General features: G+C 45.6%; 13 protein-coding genes. 12 read left to right on the top strand and 1 reads right to left on the bottom strand.

Annotation, left to right across the window (positions count from 1 at the left end; translation table 11 throughout):
- Positions 1–196 precede the first annotated feature (196 nt).
- The 3 genes from OP864_RS03590 (at position 197) to OP864_RS03580 (ending at position 4,211) form a co-directional block, all read left to right on the top strand.
- Positions 197–1,309, top strand: a complete 1,113-nt coding sequence (locus OP864_RS03590) for a glycosyltransferase (RefSeq protein ID WP_041329493.1) — start codon at positions 197–199, stop codon at positions 1,307–1,309.
- Between the two features lie 36 nt (positions 1,310–1,345).
- Entirely contained in the window at positions 1,346–3,490 is a 2,145-nt protein-coding gene (locus OP864_RS03585; RefSeq protein ID WP_270099931.1) for a CHAT domain-containing protein, read from the top strand.
- Positions 3,491–3,908: 418 nt separating this feature from the next.
- A complete protein-coding gene (locus tag OP864_RS03580) occupies positions 3,909–4,211 on the top strand; it encodes a hypothetical protein (protein WP_270099930.1) in 303 nt (100 codons plus the stop codon).
- A gap of 597 nt (positions 4,212–4,808) precedes the next feature.
- Here the strand turns inward: OP864_RS03580 and mdh are convergent.
- Complete coding sequence (mdh, locus tag OP864_RS03575) at positions 4,809–5,762, bottom strand: malate dehydrogenase (RefSeq protein ID WP_270099929.1); 954 nt, start codon at positions 5,760–5,762, stop codon at positions 4,809–4,811.
- Positions 5,763–6,165: 403 nt separating this feature from the next.
- Between mdh and OP864_RS03570 the strand changes: the two genes are divergently transcribed.
- The 9 genes from OP864_RS03570 (at position 6,166) to OP864_RS03530 (ending at position 17,608) form a co-directional block, all read left to right on the top strand.
- Positions 6,166–7,737, top strand: a complete 1,572-nt coding sequence (locus OP864_RS03570; RefSeq protein ID WP_270099928.1) for a zinc-dependent metalloprotease — start codon at positions 6,166–6,168, stop codon at positions 7,735–7,737.
- Between the two features lie 391 nt (positions 7,738–8,128).
- Complete coding sequence (locus tag OP864_RS03565) at positions 8,129–9,643, top strand: catalase (RefSeq protein WP_270099927.1); 1,515 nt, start codon at positions 8,129–8,131, stop codon at positions 9,641–9,643.
- A gap of 61 nt (positions 9,644–9,704) precedes the next feature.
- Positions 9,705–10,256 (top strand): ankyrin repeat domain-containing protein, encoded by a 552-nt coding sequence (locus OP864_RS03560; protein ID WP_270099926.1) that lies wholly within the window; start codon positions 9,705–9,707, stop codon positions 10,254–10,256.
- Positions 10,257–10,362: 106 nt separating this feature from the next.
- On the top strand, positions 10,363–12,222 hold the full coding sequence (htpG, locus tag OP864_RS03555) for a molecular chaperone HtpG (RefSeq protein ID WP_270099925.1): 1,860 nt from the start codon (positions 10,363–10,365) through the stop codon (positions 12,220–12,222).
- 671 nt (positions 12,223–12,893) lie between these two features.
- Complete coding sequence (locus tag OP864_RS03550) at positions 12,894–13,451, top strand: LytTR family transcriptional regulator DNA-binding domain-containing protein (protein ID WP_270099924.1); 558 nt, start codon at positions 12,894–12,896, stop codon at positions 13,449–13,451.
- A gap of 438 nt (positions 13,452–13,889) precedes the next feature.
- Positions 13,890–14,033 (top strand): hypothetical protein, encoded by a 144-nt coding sequence (locus tag OP864_RS03545; RefSeq protein ID WP_270099923.1) that lies wholly within the window; start codon positions 13,890–13,892, stop codon positions 14,031–14,033.
- An 84-nt stretch (positions 14,034–14,117) separates the two neighbouring features.
- On the top strand, positions 14,118–15,635 hold the full coding sequence (locus tag OP864_RS03540; RefSeq protein WP_270099922.1) for an AAA family ATPase: 1,518 nt from the start codon (positions 14,118–14,120) through the stop codon (positions 15,633–15,635).
- 284 nt (positions 15,636–15,919) lie between these two features.
- Positions 15,920–16,234, top strand: coding sequence for a hypothetical protein (locus OP864_RS03535; RefSeq protein ID WP_270099921.1), 315 nt, complete (start codon positions 15,920–15,922; stop codon positions 16,232–16,234).
- Positions 16,235–16,309: 75 nt separating this feature from the next.
- On the top strand, positions 16,310–17,608 hold the full coding sequence (locus OP864_RS03530; RefSeq protein ID WP_270099920.1) for a VWA domain-containing protein: 1,299 nt from the start codon (positions 16,310–16,312) through the stop codon (positions 17,606–17,608).
- Positions 17,609–17,965: the final 357 nt, after the last annotated feature.

Here is a 17,965-nt window from a genome sequence, read left to right as displayed (position 1 = left end):
TGAGCAGTAGGGGAGGATTGGCCTAGGGGCCTGTAGGGGTGGCCGTAGGCCAGACCCAAGCCCGCAGGGCTGCAGGGCCGAGCAGGCTTGCGAGCCCCGAAAGGGCCCGGCCGCCGAAGGCGGCAGGCCCCAAAAAAATAGCGTCTAGAGGATAAAAGCTATAGGTTCTTGCCATCTCTTCTCTATCTTTGGGCTTATGTTGAAGAAAAAAATATATTGTAGTGTCACCAATGACCTCTTGCAAGATCAGCGAATGCACCGTATTTGTTTAAGCTTGCAGACTGCAGGTTATCAACTTACTTTGGTGGGGCGAAAGCAAAAAGACTCTCTGCCTCTGCCCGATAGGCCTTATGCGCAAAAGCGCCTAAACTGTTTTTTTCAGGCTGGAAAATTCTTTTATATCGAGTACCAATTGCGGCTATTCTTCTTTCTGCTTTTTCAGCAATTTGATATTCTTTGCGCTGTAGATTTAGATAGTTTGCCGGCAGGACATGCGGCGGCTCGCCTAAAGGGGAAACGCTTAGTTTTTGATGCCCATGAATACTTTGAAGAAATGCCAGAGGTGGTCCGTCGCCCTAAAATACGAGCCATCTGGGCCTGGATTGCCCGCCACTATATCCCGAAGGTAGATCTGGCCTATACGGTCTGTCAGAGTTTGGCCGATTTGTTTGAGGAGCAGCACGGCCAGCCCTTTGGCGTAATTCGCAACCTGCCTCTTGCACAGCCCAAAGCCCAGCCAGCCGTTCGTTATCCCGAAAATGGTCCTCTGATTCTTATTTATCAAGGGATGTTGAACGAGGGTAGGGGGCTAGAGGAACTCCTTGCCGCTTTAGCCGATTTTTCGCCTCAAGAAGTTCAGCTTTGGCTTTTGGGCAAGGGCGATAAAATGGCGAGTTTGCAAGAACAAGCGCAAAGTCTTAACTTGGGAGAACAGCTTAAGTTTTGGGGCTTCCTGCCACCCGAAGAACTGCAAAAAATAACCCCTCAGGCGCATTTGGGCCTCAATCTGCTCAAGCATCAGGGACAGAGTTACTACTTTTCTTTGGCCAACAAGTTCTTTGATTACGTTCAAGCAGAAAAACCCAGCCTGAATATGGCTTTTCCAGAATATCAACGGCATCTGGCCGAATATGAGGTGGCCCTTTTGCTAGAAGAACTGAGTCCCAAGGCAATTTCAAGGGCCATCCGCCGATTACTAGATGAGCCCCAGCTTTATCAACAACTACAAGCAAATTGCCGTTTGGCTAAGCAAGATTGGCTTTGGGAAAAGGAAGCCCAAAAGCTATTAACTTATTATGAAGCGCTTTGATGCGCAGCATCTACCAACACCTTTAGTGCTACTCCTATGGCTCGAATACAGCCCATTTTTACCATCTTATTTCTTGGCTTGACTGCTTTGAGCAGCTTCGGCCAATCGCTTTCTAGCATTCAAAATCGCCAAGCCGCCCTAGATTGGGAAGGCGCCCAAGCTGCCGCCCAAACGGCTTTAGCCAGTTTGGAGGGCGCAGACCGCTTAGCTTATCTCCAATTATTGGGCGAGCTGCCGCTGCCTAATCGTGCGCCTTTTTGGCAAGAGGGGCTTAGCCTGATGGATAGCCTCGAGCAGGGAGATAGCCTGCGCCTGTTTTGGCGCTGGAAGACGGGCCAAGCCCTGATGGAGGAAGATACAGAAAAGGCCCTCACTTATTGGGAGGGCTTGGAAGGAACGGCCTATTGGGGCGAAATCCTGCTGCATTTGGCCCAAAAACGCCCCAGCTCTTCTATTTATTTGGAGCAGGCGATTCAGTTCCTGAGCCGAGAAGAACAGCTATTTCTCTTGGCTAAAGCTTATTTTTTAGAGCTGCAGCGAAGCCAAAACCGCTTTCGCAAAAAGTATTTGGCCGAAAAGTCTCTGGAGCTTTTAGCTAGCTTGGGCCAACAGGCCGAGAGCCTATTATTAGAAGCCGAAATTTTGAGCCGACAAGCCAGCTGGGAACCCGCAAAGTCTGCTTTGTTGTCCTTGCAGGTGAGTCGCCAAAAATTAGAACAAGCCTGGACCCAATTGCGGCCTTATAGCCCATTGCGCAAACGCTTGCTAACCCTTAGCGCAGCGGTTTGGGAGCAGTCGGTGGCCCTTTACCAACAGCAGTTTAGCCAAGAGGCCCAAGCGCAGTATTTTGAGCAGGCCCTGCAGCTGGCCCTAGAGGCTAGAGTTTGGCAAAAAAGAGCATTACTTTGGCCTCAACGAAAGGATGTTCGCAGCGATAGTTTGCTTTTGGCCGGACAAACCACCCCCAATTTGGCCCTTTGGCAGGCTCGCCTAGCAGAAGAATCGCCTAGCCGATATGCGCTTACTTATGCGCCCTTGCCCCAATTTAGTCTGGCCCAATTGCGGAAGCAACTGAAGGAAAACGAAGAGTTTTTGCTTTATTATACCGCCCAAGAAGAAAGCTATCTTTTGGCCGCCGATGCAGAGCAGCTACTGGGCTTCTGGAAGCTAGGCCGCAGCGAGGATCTCCAACAGGCAACGGCGCAACTAGCCAGCCTATTGGCCCAAAAAAATACCCAGCCCTCTAAGGTCTATTTGCAGCAGGCGCATAGCTTTTATAAGCGCTTTTTGGCCCTCGGACTGGCCGAAAACAAAGAAGGAATACAGCTTTATCTGGATGGCCCCCTCTGGCAGCTGCCTTTTGAGGCCCTTTTGCGCCAAGCGGTTACCGAAGAGAAAAGCTATGCCGAATTGCCCTATTTGATCAAGGAGCTGGAGCTGAGTTATCGCTTTTTGCCTACAGATAGCAGCAGCCAAAAGGCCAATTTGGGCAAAAATGTCTTGGCCATAGATCAGCGGGCGCCAGCTATGGGCTTGCTGCCTACTTCTGGCTTCGATCTGCTTTTTCAACGCTTTAGAGGCTCTTTTTATCGAGCAGAGGAGGCCAGTTTGGCCGATTTTAAGCCCCTGGCAGCTTCTGGCGATTATAGTCTGCTGCATTTGGCTTTGGCCCAAAAAGGCCCCCAAGCCCCCTATCTATTTGCTACCGATAGTCTGTCGGCCTGGCAGCTCCGACAGTTGCCGATACAAACGGCCCTGCTTTATTTTGTGCCCTTGCCCGAGCGGCAGGCCGAGGCCGATGAGCTGTTGCGCTGGCGACATCTTTTTACTCATGATGGCTGCTCTTCGCTTTTGCTGAGCCGCTGGCCCAAATCTGCCGAAGCCGAAGCCGCTTTTTTGTCCATTTTCTACGATTTACTAGCCAAGGGCTACCAAAAAGAGGAGGCTTTTCGAGAGGCCCAACTAAGCCTTTTACTGAGCTCAGAATGGGCGGCCCCTCAGTTTTGGAGCGGCTACCTCTATCTGGGCGACCGCCAAACGATGGCTCTGGCCAAAAGAAGTTTTTTTGAACAATATTGGCTCTATTCTATTTTGGCCAGCTTTAGCCTTTTGGCCCTGCTCATTTTTTTCTGGCGCATCAATCGCTTAGATTTGGGCCGCAATACAGCCGTGAACGATTAGGAGATGCTTCTTTTTTTGGGGCCTCCGCAGCAAAGCTGCGGCGCTACGTTCCGCAGCTCGCTATTCGCTCGGCCCTGCGCAAAAAACAAGTTTTTGCTGGGTCTGCGGCTTTGCCGCACTGCTGCACATCGCTAGGCCGTTTGGCCTTCGGCCATGGCCTGTAGGTTGAAACCTACAGCCAATTAACGAATGCATTTTTGTGTTCAATGGAGGGTTGAAACCCTCCATAAATAAACATTTTTCAGTCCGTGCTTTCTTCTTTGGCGGCTGGGCAGTTTTGGGCCCATAGGCTTCAGCCCATGGTTGTGGGGCAAGGATTTCCAAGAGCTTTTAGTGGGAAAACTCAATATAGCATTCATACTCAAAAGGCAGTTGATGATTTTAACAGATTTATGCAACCTAGGTAAATAATTATTATATGAATTTAAAGACAGACGAAGAGACAATAACTTTATTTGAAATTGCAAGGGATTTTTTAGTAAAGTATTTCTCTTATGAGCTTTCAAAAGCTGAAAAGCAAACAGAACTTTTTTATAATATGAAATTGTATGATGATGACTTCTATCATGAAGTTATGTCTTATATAGTTGCTGCAATGATTCATTTTTTTACAGAAATCGGAGGATCTAAATCAGAATACAAAAAGTGGTTGATTGAATCAGGATACCATAATGCTCCAGAAGAAGCAAAGGCCTATTTCCGTGAAAAATATTTTGATTAAATTTAGAAGGTAGATAGGCGTTCATCCATACTAGTCGTCCCATCTACATTGATTTGTAGTAGGGGCCTCCCGCCTTCGGCGGGCGCTACGTTTCGGGGCTCGCTGCTCGCTCGGCCCTGCGCGGGCTGCGCCTGCTGGGTCTGGCCTTCGGCCACCCCTGCACATCGCTAGGCCGCTCAACTGTCTTTTTCTTTGGGCTGTTTTCTTCGGCGGCTGGGCAGTTTTGCGCCCATGGGCTGAAGCCCATGGTTGCGGGACTATGCAAACTGGCGGGCTAAAGCCCTTGTTTGCTATAAATGATATGGGCCGATGGTTTCAACCATCGGCTCATTTTATTGTGTTTGGTATGGTCGCTTTTGTTGCTGTGGGTTTTAACCCACTGGGATATACATCCATCCTACAGGCGGCGAAGCCGCCGCAGGCCTAGGGGCCTGCAAGGGTGCCGCGCAGCGGCAGACCAAGGGCGAAGCCCGCAGGGCCGAGCAGCCCTGCGAGCCCTGTAAGGGCCCGGCCGCCTTTGGCGGCAGGCCCCAAAAAAAAAGGCTTAAAAGCAGTAAACACCACTTTTAAGCCTTTCGGACAAATATAAAGAAAGGACTAAGCCTCTTCTTTTTCTTCTAGCAAGCCCATCCCTTCAAAGGTTTCTACGACAGAGCGTACCGCCTTTTCAGAAGTATCGAGCAACTGCTTTTCTTCCTCATTGAGTTTCAATTCGATTACCTGTTCGATACCGTTGCTACCCAATTTCACGGGAACACCAAGGTAAAGATCTTCTACGCCATACTGGCCTTTTAGCCAAGCGCAGCAAGGGAAAATGCGTTGTTCGTTGCGCACAATAGCGCCTACCATTTGGGCAGCGGCAGCACCGGGAGCATACCAAGCAGAAGTACCCATTAGTTTAACGAGCTCTCCACCTCCTTTTTTAGTGCGCTCAATGATGGCATTGAGTTTATCTTCTTCGATAAGTTCAGTAACGGGGATACCGGCTACAGTAGTGTAGCGGGGCAAAGGCACCATCGTGTCGCCATGTCCACCCATAAGGACCGCTTGGATATCGCGGGGAGAAACATTGAGCTCCATAGACAAGAAAGCGCGGTAGCGGGCAGTATCGAGGATACCAGCCATACCCATTACGCGGTTTGAGGGCAAACCAGAAGCTTTGAAAGCAGCGTAAGTCATTACATCAAGAGGGTTAGAGACCACAATGATGATGGGATTTTCGCTATACTCAAGGATAGATTTAGTTACAGAAGTAACAATTTTGGCGTTAGTAGCGATCAAGTCATCGCGGCTCATGCCGGGGCGGCGAGGGATACCCGCAGTAATGACTACGATATCAGAGTTCTCGGTATATTTATAGTCAGAAGTACCGATGATACGAGTGCTATAGCCATCGATGGGGGCTTGTTGGAAGCTATCAAGGGCTTTACCTGCGGCCATATCGCCTTTAAGGTCTAGCAATACTACTTCGTTCACGATGTTTTCGTGAGCCAAAACATTAGCGCAAGTAGCACCTACATTTCCGGCTCCAACTACAGTTACTTTTTTCATACTGTATTGAATATAAGTTTTATAGGATATTTTGAATAGGCAAAGAGCGCTTGTCGTTCTTTGCTGCGGATGAAATTCTTTGGCATTTGCCAAGCCTAAGTCTGGACTAAATGCAGTAAGGCATTTTGTCAATACATCTATATAATGTAATTTTGCTAGGCTTTTGCTCAAGGTATAATTAAGAATTCCTTAATTTAGGCCCAAGAACAGCAGCTAATATACAGTTTTTTCGATGATTCTAAAGCCCGCCCTTACTTTTTTACAAAAGCTTAGCAGTAGGCTAAAAAAAATCGAAAAAACCTCTCTACACTTTGTTACGTTATTATAATAGACGCTACCAAAGCGAACTAACTTTTGGGCTTTTGCAGGCCTGCTTTAATAAAATCCTAAAGTGCTTATATTTATGCAAACATCTTTATTCCGCCTACTTTTCCTCTTCTGCCTGTTGGGGGGTAGCGTATTTTCGGGCCTACAGGCTCAGCAAACAGGCCACAACCATATTGGTTGCGGAACGACAGTGGAAACACAGCTAGAACGTAAAAATAGCTTGATGGAACACCGCCGCAATCGGGCCGAGCTCATGCAAGAGTTTACGGCCTTCAAGGCAAGCCGCGCAGCCAATGATAGCATCTCTTATGTGCCTTTGCAGTTTCATGTCTGTGGAGAAAATGACGGTTCTGGTTATGTAGATGTAGAGCGTGTTTTGGGCTCAGTTTGTCGCTTGAATGATGACTACCGTGGCCAAAATATCCAGTTCTATATCTATAATATCAATTACATTCCCAATAGCCTACTCTATAACCACGGTAATGGCTCGGGAAACCCCACGGCCATCTACTTCATGTCCCTCTATAAGGTGCCCGGAGTACTCAATATCTTTGTGGGCCGAAATGTAACAGCCAATGATCAGTTCTTGGCTTATTATACGAGCTTTTTGGATGTAGTTTTCTCTTTCAAAACTGGTGTAGGCCCCGGCGACCCCACGCTTACGCATGAGCTGGGCCACTTCTTTACCCTCCCGCATACTTTCTTCGGTTGGGAAGGAACCAACTACGCCAATGAGGAACTAAACGGTAAAGCTCCCGGCCAAGTGGGCGGTATGCAAGTAGAAAAAGTAGTCCGTGGCGCTGCTGGCGAAAACTGCCAAATCGCTGCCGATGGTTTCTGCGATACCCGCCCCGATTACTCTTCTGATCGTGCAAACTGTCCCCAAACGGCCATTTTCTACGATCCCGATAGCGTAATGATCGATCCCGATGAAACAAACTTCATGAGCTATTTCAATGATAACTGTCTCACGGCCTTCTCTGATGAGCAAAAAGATGCTATCCTTCTCGATTTTGTGTCTAGAGGATACCACCTCTTCGATACCCCTAGCCCGCTTTATAGCTCAGCAGCTCCTTCTATTGACTGGCCCAACGCTGGCGCCCTAGTCGGTAGCCCTAATCAAGTAGAGTTGCGCTGGACCGGCGACGCTTCTAATAGCTATTATCTCGTTAAGTTGGAACGCATCGTAGGTGGCGCAGCCGTACCCGTAGCTAGCTATATCACTAGCGATGAGTTCTATTGGGTGAGCCTACAACCTAACTCTCAGTACCGCTGGTCTGTTCAAGGAATGACCGCCTACGATGTTTGTAGCAACTTCGTTTCTGCTCCCGCAGACTTTAGCACGGCCAACTGGGCCACAGGCATCGAAACAACCGCTCTTCCTTTGCAGTCTTCTCGCGTTTTCCCCAATCCTATCGGAAATAACGATGAGCTCAATATCGAAATCGAAGTGAGCCAGTTGACGGAGGTGAATATCAAGTTGACGAACCAACTCGGCCAGCAAATGTTGCCTAGCCAAAGCATCCAAATCGCCCCCGGCAAACAAGTAGAAACACTCTACACCAACGATCTTGCCCCCGGCGTTTATTTCGTGCAAATCGAAACGGCTCAAGAACGCATTAGCCACAAAGTGGTGGTGCAACCCTAAGCCCTAAATAATAGAGCAACCCTTTAAGCTGGTTTCTATTTCTGAACTCCTCTCAATCTTTATTGAGGGGAGTTTTTTTTGGGGCTGCCCACTCGCTTCGCTCGGGTCGGGCTGTTTCAGGGCTCGCAGGTCTGCTCGGCCCTGCGGCGGCTTTGCCGCCTTGGTCTGGCCTTCGGCCACCCTTGTCCATCCCTCAGCCAGATGTAATCGCCCTGCTTTGGCCCTCTTTGCTCTGATTTTTTGGCTCGGCCAGCTATTTTTTAAGGGCATCGCCTGCAGCCCCCTAAACCCTAATATTGATTGTATAGATATTGGGCTGAATAATATCAATTGTAACAATACTACTCATCTTTTACTTTAGCCCTAGTTTTTAATCAAAATCTATTTTAAGATGAGTAAACCACTATGTATTGCGCTTTTCTTGCTGCTTGGCTTTGGCCTGCAAGCTCAAGAAGTATTGCGCTCCAACACTGGCGCCCCTGTTGGCGACAACCAAAATTCTAAAACAGTAGGGGAGTATGGCCCCGTGCTTTTAGAAGATATTTACCTGATTGAAAAACTGGCCGCTTTTGACCGTGAACGCATCCCCGAAAGAGTGGTCCACGCCCGTGGCGCTGGCGCCTTTGGCTATTTTGAGGCCAGTAAGGATATGTCGGAATATACCATGGCGGCCCCTTTTCAAAAAGCAGGACAAAAAACAGAGGTAGCCGTTCGTTTTTCTACTGTAATTCACGGTAAAGGTTCTCCCGAAACGGCCCGTGATCCCCGCGGTTTTGCCGTGAAGTTCTATACCGAAATGGGCAATTATGATATTGTGGGCAATAATCTCCCCGTCTTCTTTATCCGAGATGCCATCAAGTTTCCCGATATGGTCCACTCCCTAAAGCCTTCTCCAGTGACCAATAAACAAGACCCCAACCGCTTTTTCGACTTCTTCTCGCATATTCCAGAGTCTACTCATATGCTCACTCGCCTCTATTCTGATTATGGTATCCCCAAGGGCTATCAGTATATGAATGGAAGTAGTGTGCATGGCTTCAAATGGATCAACAAAAAGGGCGAAATGGTCTATGTGAAGTATACTTGGGTCTCTAAACAAGGCGAAAAGAACCTAACGATAAAAGAAGCCGCCGAACAACAAGCCAAGGACTGGCAACATGCTACGGTTTCTTTGTTTACCGACATCAAGGAAGGCCGCTACCCAGCTTGGGACCTCTATGTGCAGATTATCAAAGCAGAAGATATCCATAGCTTTGATTTTTGGCCCCTAGATGCCACTAAACACTGGCCCGAGGATAAAATTGAGATGATTAAAATCGGGACCATGTATTTGAATAAAAATCCACGCAATTATTTTCAACAGGTAGAGTCTATTGCCTTTTCTCCCGGCAGCCTCATCCCCGGCGTAGAACCCTCTGAAGATAAGCTTTTGCAAGGCCGCCTGTTCTCTTATTTCGATACGCACCGCCACCGCTTAGGCCCCAACTATCTGCAGTCAGAAGTGAACCGCCCCAAAATGCAGGTCGATAACTATAATTCAGATAGCTACGCCAGCAGCCGTAACCAAAACTTTGAAAATGCAGATGTGAATTACCAACCCAGTAGCCGCGCCCAACTCACTGATGATAATCAGTACCGAGCCAATCAACAAATGATTAAGCAGGCTAAAATTGGACAAAAAAAAATCTCTAAAACCAATGATTTTGCCCAAGCTGGCGAGTTCTACCGCAGCCTCTCTAAAAAGGACCAAAAGAACTTGATTAGCAACCTAGCCGGCGATCTTGGCCAAGTGAAAGACAAAAATATCCAAAAAACTATGATCGGCTATTTCTATAAGGCCGATGCAGAGTACGGCATGCGCCTAGCCAAAGCCCTAGGCTTTAGCCAAAAGGATTTCATGAAGTAATTCTATTCTACCGCCAGCAGCCCCTTTTGGGGCTGCTTTTTTAAAAAAAAGACCATTAGCCATGAAAAAGTATCTATATCTCTTCTTGTTTTTGTTGAGCACCCAATTTCTTTCGGCCCAAAAAGAAGCCGCCTTTGATGCGGTCCGCCAAGGCGAATTGGCCAAACTCCAAACTTTGCTTAAAGAGGATCCGACTTTGTTGGAGGCCCAAAATGCAAGGGGACATAATCTGCTTATTTTAGCCGCTTATTATGAGCAGGCTGACATTTTGGCCCATCTCATTAAAGCAGGGGCCAATTTGGACCATCAAGATGCCTCTGGCAATACCGCCCTAATGGGCGTTTGCTTCAAAGGCTACGCCCAAGCCCTACAACAATTGATTGAGGCCGGCGCAACAGTCGATCAAGAAAATTATAATGGAGCTACGGCCCTTACCTTTGCCGTTACCTTTGGCCATGAAGAACTCGCCAAGGCCCTGCTCGATGCCGGAGCCAATCCAGAACATAAGGACCAACGCGGTATGAGCATCCGCCAACATGCCGAGCTCCAAGGCGATCCCAAAATTTTGGCCCTTTTGGCCCAGTACCCCCTGACAGAAAAAGACAAAAACTGACAAACTGTCAGTAAATACGGCCTTGGAACAAGCTTTGAAAAAAGGGCTGCTGAGATCCATACTGGATCAATAAACTTGTATTAGATCGACTAAAAAATAACACAACATGCAGAAAGGTAACATTTCGGTACAAACCGAGAATATCTTCCCGATTATTAAGAAATTTCTCTACTCTGATCATGAAATCTTTTTGCGCGAGCTTGTCGCCAATGCTGTAGATGCCAGCTCTAAGTTACTTACCTTGGCCAACCGTGGCGAAGTCCCCGGCAAGGTAGATAACCCCCGTATCCAAATTATCGCCAACCCAGAGGCCAAAACCCTAACCATTAAGGACCAAGGGATCGGTATGACCGAAGAAGAAGTGATGAAGTACCTCAATCAGGTCGCTTTTTCTTCTGCCAAAGAGTTTTTGGAGCAATACCAAGACGAAGCCAGTATTATCGGCCATTTTGGTCTGGGCTTTTACTCGGCTTTTATGGTGGCCAAAAAGGTAGAAGTGCGTACGCTCTCTTATAAAGAAGGGGCCAAAGCTGTGCAATGGAGCTGTGAAGGCGATCCCGAATATACCCTAGAGGATATCGAAAAAACAGATCGCGGTACCGAAGTCATCCTTTACCTCAATGATGAGGATGATGAGTTTGCCCAAGATGCCCGCATCCAAGGCCTACTCGATAAATATTGTAAGTTCTTGCCCATCGAAATCCAATTCGGAAGTCGTGAAGAGCAAATCGAACTGCCCAAGGAAAATGAAGAGGATGAACCTACTTATGAAACGAAGACGGTTCCCAATATCATCAACAATCCTCGTCCAGCCTGGAAAAAACAACCCAATGAGCTTAGCGAAGAGGATTATAAAGCCTTTTACAACGAGCTTTACCCCACTAGCGAGCCCCCTCTGTTCTGGGTTCACCTCAATATCGATTATCCCTTTGATCTAACCGGTATTTTGTACTTCCCCAAATTGGGCAACCAAATGGAGGTACAGCGCAATAAAATTCAACTCTATGCCAATCAGGTCTATGTGACCGATGAGGTAAAAGAGATTGTTCCCGAGTTTCTCACGCTCTTGCATGGGGTGATCGACTCGCCCGATATTCCCCTAAACGTTTCTCGCTCTTACCTACAAAGTGACCGTAACGTAAAGAAAATTACGGACTATATCACGAAGAAGGTGGCCGATAAACTCCACGAGATTTTCCGCAAAGAACGCCAAACCTTTGAGGAAAAATGGGAGAATATGAACATCTTCATCAAGTATGGCTATATCTCTGAAGATAAGTTTGCCAAAAAGGCCAGCAAGTTTATGCTCTTGCAAAATACCGAAGGCAAGTTGGCCACTCTAGAGGAGTATAAGGAGCAGATTAAGGAGCAACAAACCGACAAAAACGGCCAGCTCATTTACCTTTATGCCAACCAAGTAGAGGCCCAAGATGCTTACATCCAAACGGCTAAACAAGCCGGCTACGATGTCCTCCAATTTGATAGCGTTATTGACACGCACTTTATCCAAAAGTTGGAGCAAGAGCTAGAAAATACCCGCTTTGTGCGTGTAGATAGCGATAGCATCGACAAATTGATCCAAAAAGACGAAGAGCAGGAGTCGGTCCTCAATGAGGAGCAAAGCAAGGAGGTCGAAGAGATTTTCCGCACGGCCGTGAGCAATAGCCAAGTGAATATCCAACTCGAGGCCCTTTCTCCCGATAGCTTCCCGCTGATGATTACTCGCCCAGAGTTTATGCGCCGTATGCAGGAGATGTCTATGCTCCAAGGCGGCAATAACAATATGCCCGAGTTTTTCAACTTGGTGGTCAATAGCAACCACCCGCTAATCAGCAGCATTTTGGAAAGCAAAGATGCCGATAAGGCCAAGCAATTGTATCAATTGGCCCAATTGCAGCAAGGTATGCTCAAGGGGGCAGACTTAACCAACTTTGTGCAACAAGCCCTCAGCTGGATGAATAAGTAGTATTTTAGTAAGTAGTGAATACAGTGCAGTCCTGTCTAACTTCGGTTGGACAGGATTTTTTTATGTTTTTTTGGGGCTGCCCACTCGCTTCGCTCGGGTCGGGCTGTGTCAGGGCTCGCAGGTTTGCTCGGCCCTTCGCAAAAAATGCTGCGCATTTTTGCTCGGTCTGGCCCTACGGGCCACCCTTATCCATCCCTCAGCCAGAGGGCCTTCGGCCCTGTAGCGTGGGTATCTGGCCCTCTAGCTGGAAACCTAGAGCAAGAAAATTGTAGTAAAAAGCTAGGTTAAGCTAAAGCAGAGCTAGTAAAAAGCTAGCTCATTACTATGGAGTGATAAGTTCATTAAGTTAGCAACTTAACTTATTATTAATAATTGGGCATAAAAAAAGGATCAAAACCTAGGGTTTTGATCCTTTTGGAGGCCAGAGAAGAGGGCCAAAAAGTGAAAAAGAAAGAGGAGCGGCCCAGCGCTGCGCAGCGGTGGCCGCAGGCCAGACCCAGCGGGCGCAGCCCGCGCAGGGCCGAGCGAACAGCGAGCCGCGGAGCATAGCGGCGGCCAGCTTTGCTGGCCGCGGGCCCCAAAAAAAAGAGAAGAGCACAAAATTGGAAGCTCTGTTATTTTATCTTAAATTGTTGTCCATAATTAACCTTCATCCTAAAAACTAAGCTTTTATGTACACAATTATTAAAGGTATTTTCATGTTAGTGGGCATCATTAGTCTTTCTTTACTCAGTATTTTGGGTGTTTTCTATCTGCAAGAAAACCCGAATCTGCTCAAGGAGGGGAACATGCAGTTGCCCAATACAGCGGCCCTAAAACAGGCGATGTTGAACATGGGAAATGCTTCGGAAGTAGACAATAATTATTTTTTTCTGGAAATGAATCCGGAAGAAGTAGACAGCAAAGATTATTATTGCATTAACCATCGGCAGATTTTATATGCGAAGTCGGATCGTTTGGTGCTTCTTTTTGAGGGGCTGCAGCGAGAAATTCCGATTGAAAACATGTTGAATAAATTAAAGAGTGATTTGGGGGCTGACTTTCTCTCTGGCAAATCGATTATTGTAAATAAGCGGGCCATTGTATCTATTCATGAGTTTAATAATCCTTATAACAATAGTAAAACCTATCATGCTCGTTTAGTGAATGGAGAGCAGGTAGACATCAGTCGCTCTATTTTTAGGCAGATAAAAGATGCTCAAACGATCAAAAGGGCAGAAATCAACTAATATCAAGGGTTTTGAACAAGCTAAAAGCGCTATTTCCGGATTGGAGATAGCGCTTTTTTCATGCAGCTTTGGCGGATTAGCCCCAAGTTGCATTTTTTTTCAAAATGGCTGAAAGTCCGATAAACAAAGGCTTTGCAGTTTTTTTCGCAAAACTGAGCTTAAAAAAGGGCCAATTTGGACCGATTAGCCCCGCTTTTGGACCGATTGCAAAATGGCCATTTTTTTTCTCTTGTGGCTTGCTCTATCTTTGTCTTAGACAAAAAAGCAAGGCTAAGCAAAATAACGAAAGCCAATAGCTTATAACTTTATAAAAGCCGCCTTAAAAGGCAGCTAATCAGTTAAATATCCTATTAAAATTTAATCAAAATTAAAAAACTGCATTAAGCGGTCAGGGCATCCTATGTCCATATTTAATCATTTATCATTTAAAACTTTTTTATGTCTAAACAGAAAAAATCAAACCATCAGGCCGACATCAAGAATGCCAATAAGGGGACAAAGGGCACCAACAAAACCTATTCAAAAAACCAGGGAAACCGTGGGAAGCAGCTCAATACGAACCAAAAAAAGAAGAGCAGCTAAGCAAATTCTAAGCTAAGATCTGCAGGCGGTTTTGCTATACCGCCTGCTTTTTAAAAACAGTAATTAACCATAAAACTTGATTCAATGAAACAGAAGATCAATAAGATTTGCAAGGCATTAAGCCAAAGCCTTTATGAAAGAGAAGAGCTCATTAAATTGGCTATTTTGGCCATTTTGGCCGAAGAAAACATTTTTTTATTGGGCCCTCCGGGTGTAGCAAAAAGCCTAATTGCAAGACGCCTAGCTCAAATTTTTAAGGGGGGGAAATCCTTTGAGTACCTCATGTCTAAATTTAGCACGCCCGAAGAAATTTTTGGACCAGTTTCTATCAGCAAACTGAAGAATGAAGACAAATACGAGCGCAAAACAGCCAACTACTTACCTGGGGCCGAAATTGTTTTCTTGGATGAAATCTGGAAATCTGGTCCAGCCATTCAGAACGCCCTACTTACCGTAATGAATGAAAAACTGTATCGGAATGGAGAGCAGGAGGAAAAAATTAAGCTCAAAGGCTTGATTGCCGCCTCAAATGAATTGCCTCGTCAAGGCTTGGGCTTAGAAGCGCTTTGGGATCGCTTTATTGTGCGCTTTCATGTCAATAATATTGAGTCGGAAGATGACTTTATGCAATTTTTGAAAGGAGAAGGTGCATCTAATGATTTGAAATTGAACGAAGAAGATAAAATTGACCTAGATGAATTTGAAGATTGGCAAAAAAAGATCAAAGCGGTCGAGCTATCTGAAGAGTCTATAGAAATTATCTGCCGATTAAAAAAGAGCCTTGCCCAGAGCAGCAAAAAGAAGGCTCCTATTTATGTCTCTGACCGTAAATGGAAAAAAATTACAGGCCTACTTAAAGCTTCTGCCTTTATGCATGGCCGCAGCAAAACAAACAGCCTAGATTGCTTTTTGATTCAGCATTGTCTTTGGGACCAAGTCGAGCAAATTGATGATTTGGCCAAGCAGCTGCAAGTCATGATTAAAAAATATGGAGAGCTGCAAACTGCTGACTTTAAAAAGCTTAAGGCCGAACATACTCGCTTGCATAAAAAGCTTGATAAGCTGTTTGGAGCAAAAAACTATGCGCCAAAAATGTATAAGATAAAAGGAAGAGAATATTATAAGCTTCTAGGCTTAAGTCATTCAGATTTCGGCATTGAAAAGCAGTATAACCTTATTTCCAAAAGCGATTTTGACAAACTTTATGATCAGCGTTTTAAGGAGATCTCTTTGGTTAATGCTCATGCTGCAAAATCGCGATATCCCGTTATGGTCTATAAAAAACAAACTGGAGAACTAAGAGTTAAATCTACTTCTGTTGATCATTGGGGTAATTCATCTTCACAAGACATCGCTCTAGAAGAGGTTCTTGTTTTGCCCAACAAAGCTCCCTTGCTCAAAGAGTATAAGTCCCTTGAAAAAAAGATCAAAAAAGAGGTAGAAGCCAAACAAGAAGTTTGTGATGCCAAGCAGTGGGAAAGCCATCTTTTCACTAATGCAGAAAATATTCGGCTGGCCGAAAATGGCGCTAAGCAGCAACATCAAAAATACTATGAACTAGAATTGAGCTGCCGAGAGGATATTCAAAAACTAAGCAACTAAACTATTCCCTTCATCTCTAAGGCAGTAAAGCCCCAAAAAACTTTGCTGCCTTAGCCAACACAAATAAAATGGACTAATTAAATGCCGCCAGAGAGGCGATTCAGGATTTTACCGCCAACAATGAGTCTTTTGAGCCTCTAATCAAAGAAGAAATATTAGCCGCAGTAGATCAGTGGAAATATGTAGATCCTCAGTATTCTATTATTGATACTTGCTATTTGACGCTGATGAATAGCCTTTTTCTGGACAAGGAAATACAAAAACTGATTGAAAAAGAGCCCGAAATGAAGCTCTTGCTAACCATCAGACTCCTAAAGCATCTCCTAGCGCTTCATCAACGGATTAGCCAGCTCGATTTTACTGTCGAAACTGCCTTTATTAAGCAACTAAGACTGATGGCAGATCAAGATTTCTACCTTTTTTTATCCGAAAAACATCATCAACTTAGAGTAAAACTGTGCTCATTCTTTGGCGATCAAGAATATCTTTGCCGCATCTACAAACAAAAAATCAAGCAGCAAAAAAGAAAAATTACAAGCAGCCATAAAAAAATGAAGCAAGCAGAACTTGCTCAACAAGAAGAAATTAAGGACCTCTAAAAGCGGATAGCTAGAGCCGATTCTGCACTGCAGGACTTAGAAAAACCTAAAACAGGCCTTAAAATACTGGGCAAATTGGACCTGAAAACAGGCAAATGGATTCAGGATAATCGACCAAAAGAACAAGCGGAAAAAAAACAACTTCAATCGCTTCTCGCAGACTTAAAAGAGAAATTAAGCGATAAGAAAGCTCCCCTCAAGCATCAGCAGATGCAAGACGATATCCAAATTGCCAAACATAAAATTGCCCAACTACAACAGCGCTTCTGCGATCTGCTCGAAAGCTTTTTGATGAAGAAAAAAAGAGCAGAAGAAAACAGATTTGCCCAAGAGGAAGTCAATCGCTGCAAGAAGGAGCTGAAGCAAATGCTTTTGAGCTTAAAGGAGGCCCAAGAACAACTTAATGCTATTGGCTTGGAGCTGCCTTTGCACCAACTTTGGGGCTATGGAAAAGGCTTTTTTCTAGACCGAGGTTTTCATTTATTGGAACGCTATAACCGACTGATTGAGCAGAATAAACAGCTCCAAGAAGTGGTCAATTTATTGGGCCGACAGCGAGAAGAAGAAAAGGAATTTGAGGAGGTGACTATCCAAAAAGAAGAACAAAGAGGTACCTTAGTTCTTCAAGATGGTCGGACGGAAGTTGTTGGTGTTCAGCAAAGTAATGAGCTGCATAGTCTACTTTCTTCTGAATTGGCCCTTTTGAGCACCGCCGAAACTGAAAACCTTTTTTACCAAAAGTTTGCAGAAAAACAACTGACTAGTTTTCAGTATCAAGCTGAAGACTATTGTACCGAAACTCATTTCTACGAAGAACGTTTGCTGCTTCCCAAAGAAAGCCCAAAAGGTCCTTTTATTTTGGCAGTAGATACTAGCGGATCTATGCGGGGAACCCCGGAGGAAATTGCCAAATTACTTGCTTTTGCCATGAGCAAAATTGGTCTGCAAGACCAACGTCCCGTCTATCTGATTTCTTTCTCTGTCCAAATTGAATGCCTGGAAATTAGCCAGTTTGCTCGAGATTTACCAAGGCTAGTTTCTTTTCTACAAAAGAGTTTTCATGGAGGAACGGATGTGGCCCCAGCGCTCAAAGCTGCCATCAAACAGCTAGAAAAAGACAATTTTCAAAAAGCCGATGTTCTCCTCATTAGCGATGGCGATTTTGCAGGATTAAATGCCCACGATTTGGCTGAGGTTAAGGCCATGCAGGCCCAAGGTACCCAATTTAATAGCCTGATTGTCAAGGATAGTTACTCCTACTATGCTCATGGACCTTCTTACCCACAGCTAGATTTTTGCGATCATATTTGGTCTTGCCGAAATGATTTGAGTGAAATTCTTCCGCTGCTTCAAGAAAACTTAGGCAAAAAATAGATTTTCTCCTGTCTAACTTCGGTTGGACAGGATTTTTTTTATCTTTTTTTGGGGCTGCCCACTCGCTTCGCTCGGGTCGGGCTGTGTCAGGGCTCGCAGGTTTGCTCGGCCCTTCGCAAAAAATGCTGCGCATTTTTGCTCGGTCTGGCCCTACGGGCCACCCTTATCCATCCCTCAGCCAATGGCTTGAGTTGAACCTCAGGGCAAGGAGACTATTTAAAATTTTGTGTCTGCCCTTTCCTGCGCCTAAGGGCTTGTCCCTAGGCGATGATTGGTCCAACTCTAGGAAGCTAAAGCAGAACTAGGTCGAGCTAACAAAAAGCTAGGTCGAGCTAAAGCAGAATTAGGTCGAGCTAG

This window comes from Saprospira grandis (genome assembly GCF_027594745.1).
In the GTDB taxonomy this organism is placed as follows: domain Bacteria; phylum Bacteroidota; class Bacteroidia; order Chitinophagales; family Saprospiraceae; genus Saprospira; species Saprospira grandis.
This window is presented reverse-complemented; position numbering and strand designations above follow the sequence as displayed.

Bases quoted from the DNA above. Each gene is read 5' to 3' on its own strand.
- OP864_RS03570 (WP_270099928.1), top strand. From the start codon at position 6,166: ATGCAAACATCTTTATTCCGCCTACTTTTCCTCTTCTGCCTGTTGGGG.
- OP864_RS03540 (WP_270099922.1), top strand. From the start codon at position 14,118: ATGAAACAGAAGATCAATAAGATTTGCAAGGCATTAAGCCAAAGCCTT.
- htpG (WP_270099925.1), top strand. From the start codon at position 10,363: ATGCAGAAAGGTAACATTTCGGTACAAACCGAGAATATCTTCCCGATT.
- OP864_RS03545 (WP_270099923.1), top strand. From the start codon at position 13,890: ATGTCTAAACAGAAAAAATCAAACCATCAGGCCGACATCAAGAATGCC.
- OP864_RS03590 (WP_041329493.1), top strand. From the start codon at position 197: ATGTTGAAGAAAAAAATATATTGTAGTGTCACCAATGACCTCTTGCAA.
- mdh (WP_270099929.1), bottom strand. From the start codon at position 5,762: ATGAAAAAAGTAACTGTAGTTGGAGCCGGAAATGTAGGTGCTACTTGC.
- OP864_RS03565 (WP_270099927.1), top strand. From the start codon at position 8,129: ATGAGTAAACCACTATGTATTGCGCTTTTCTTGCTGCTTGGCTTTGGC.
- OP864_RS03560 (WP_270099926.1), top strand. From the start codon at position 9,705: ATGAAAAAGTATCTATATCTCTTCTTGTTTTTGTTGAGCACCCAATTT.
- OP864_RS03585 (WP_270099931.1), top strand. From the start codon at position 1,346: ATGGCTCGAATACAGCCCATTTTTACCATCTTATTTCTTGGCTTGACT.
- OP864_RS03580 (WP_270099930.1), top strand. From the start codon at position 3,909: ATGAATTTAAAGACAGACGAAGAGACAATAACTTTATTTGAAATTGCA.
- OP864_RS03550 (WP_270099924.1), top strand. From the start codon at position 12,894: ATGTACACAATTATTAAAGGTATTTTCATGTTAGTGGGCATCATTAGT.
- OP864_RS03535 (WP_270099921.1), top strand. From the start codon at position 15,920: ATGAAGCTCTTGCTAACCATCAGACTCCTAAAGCATCTCCTAGCGCTT.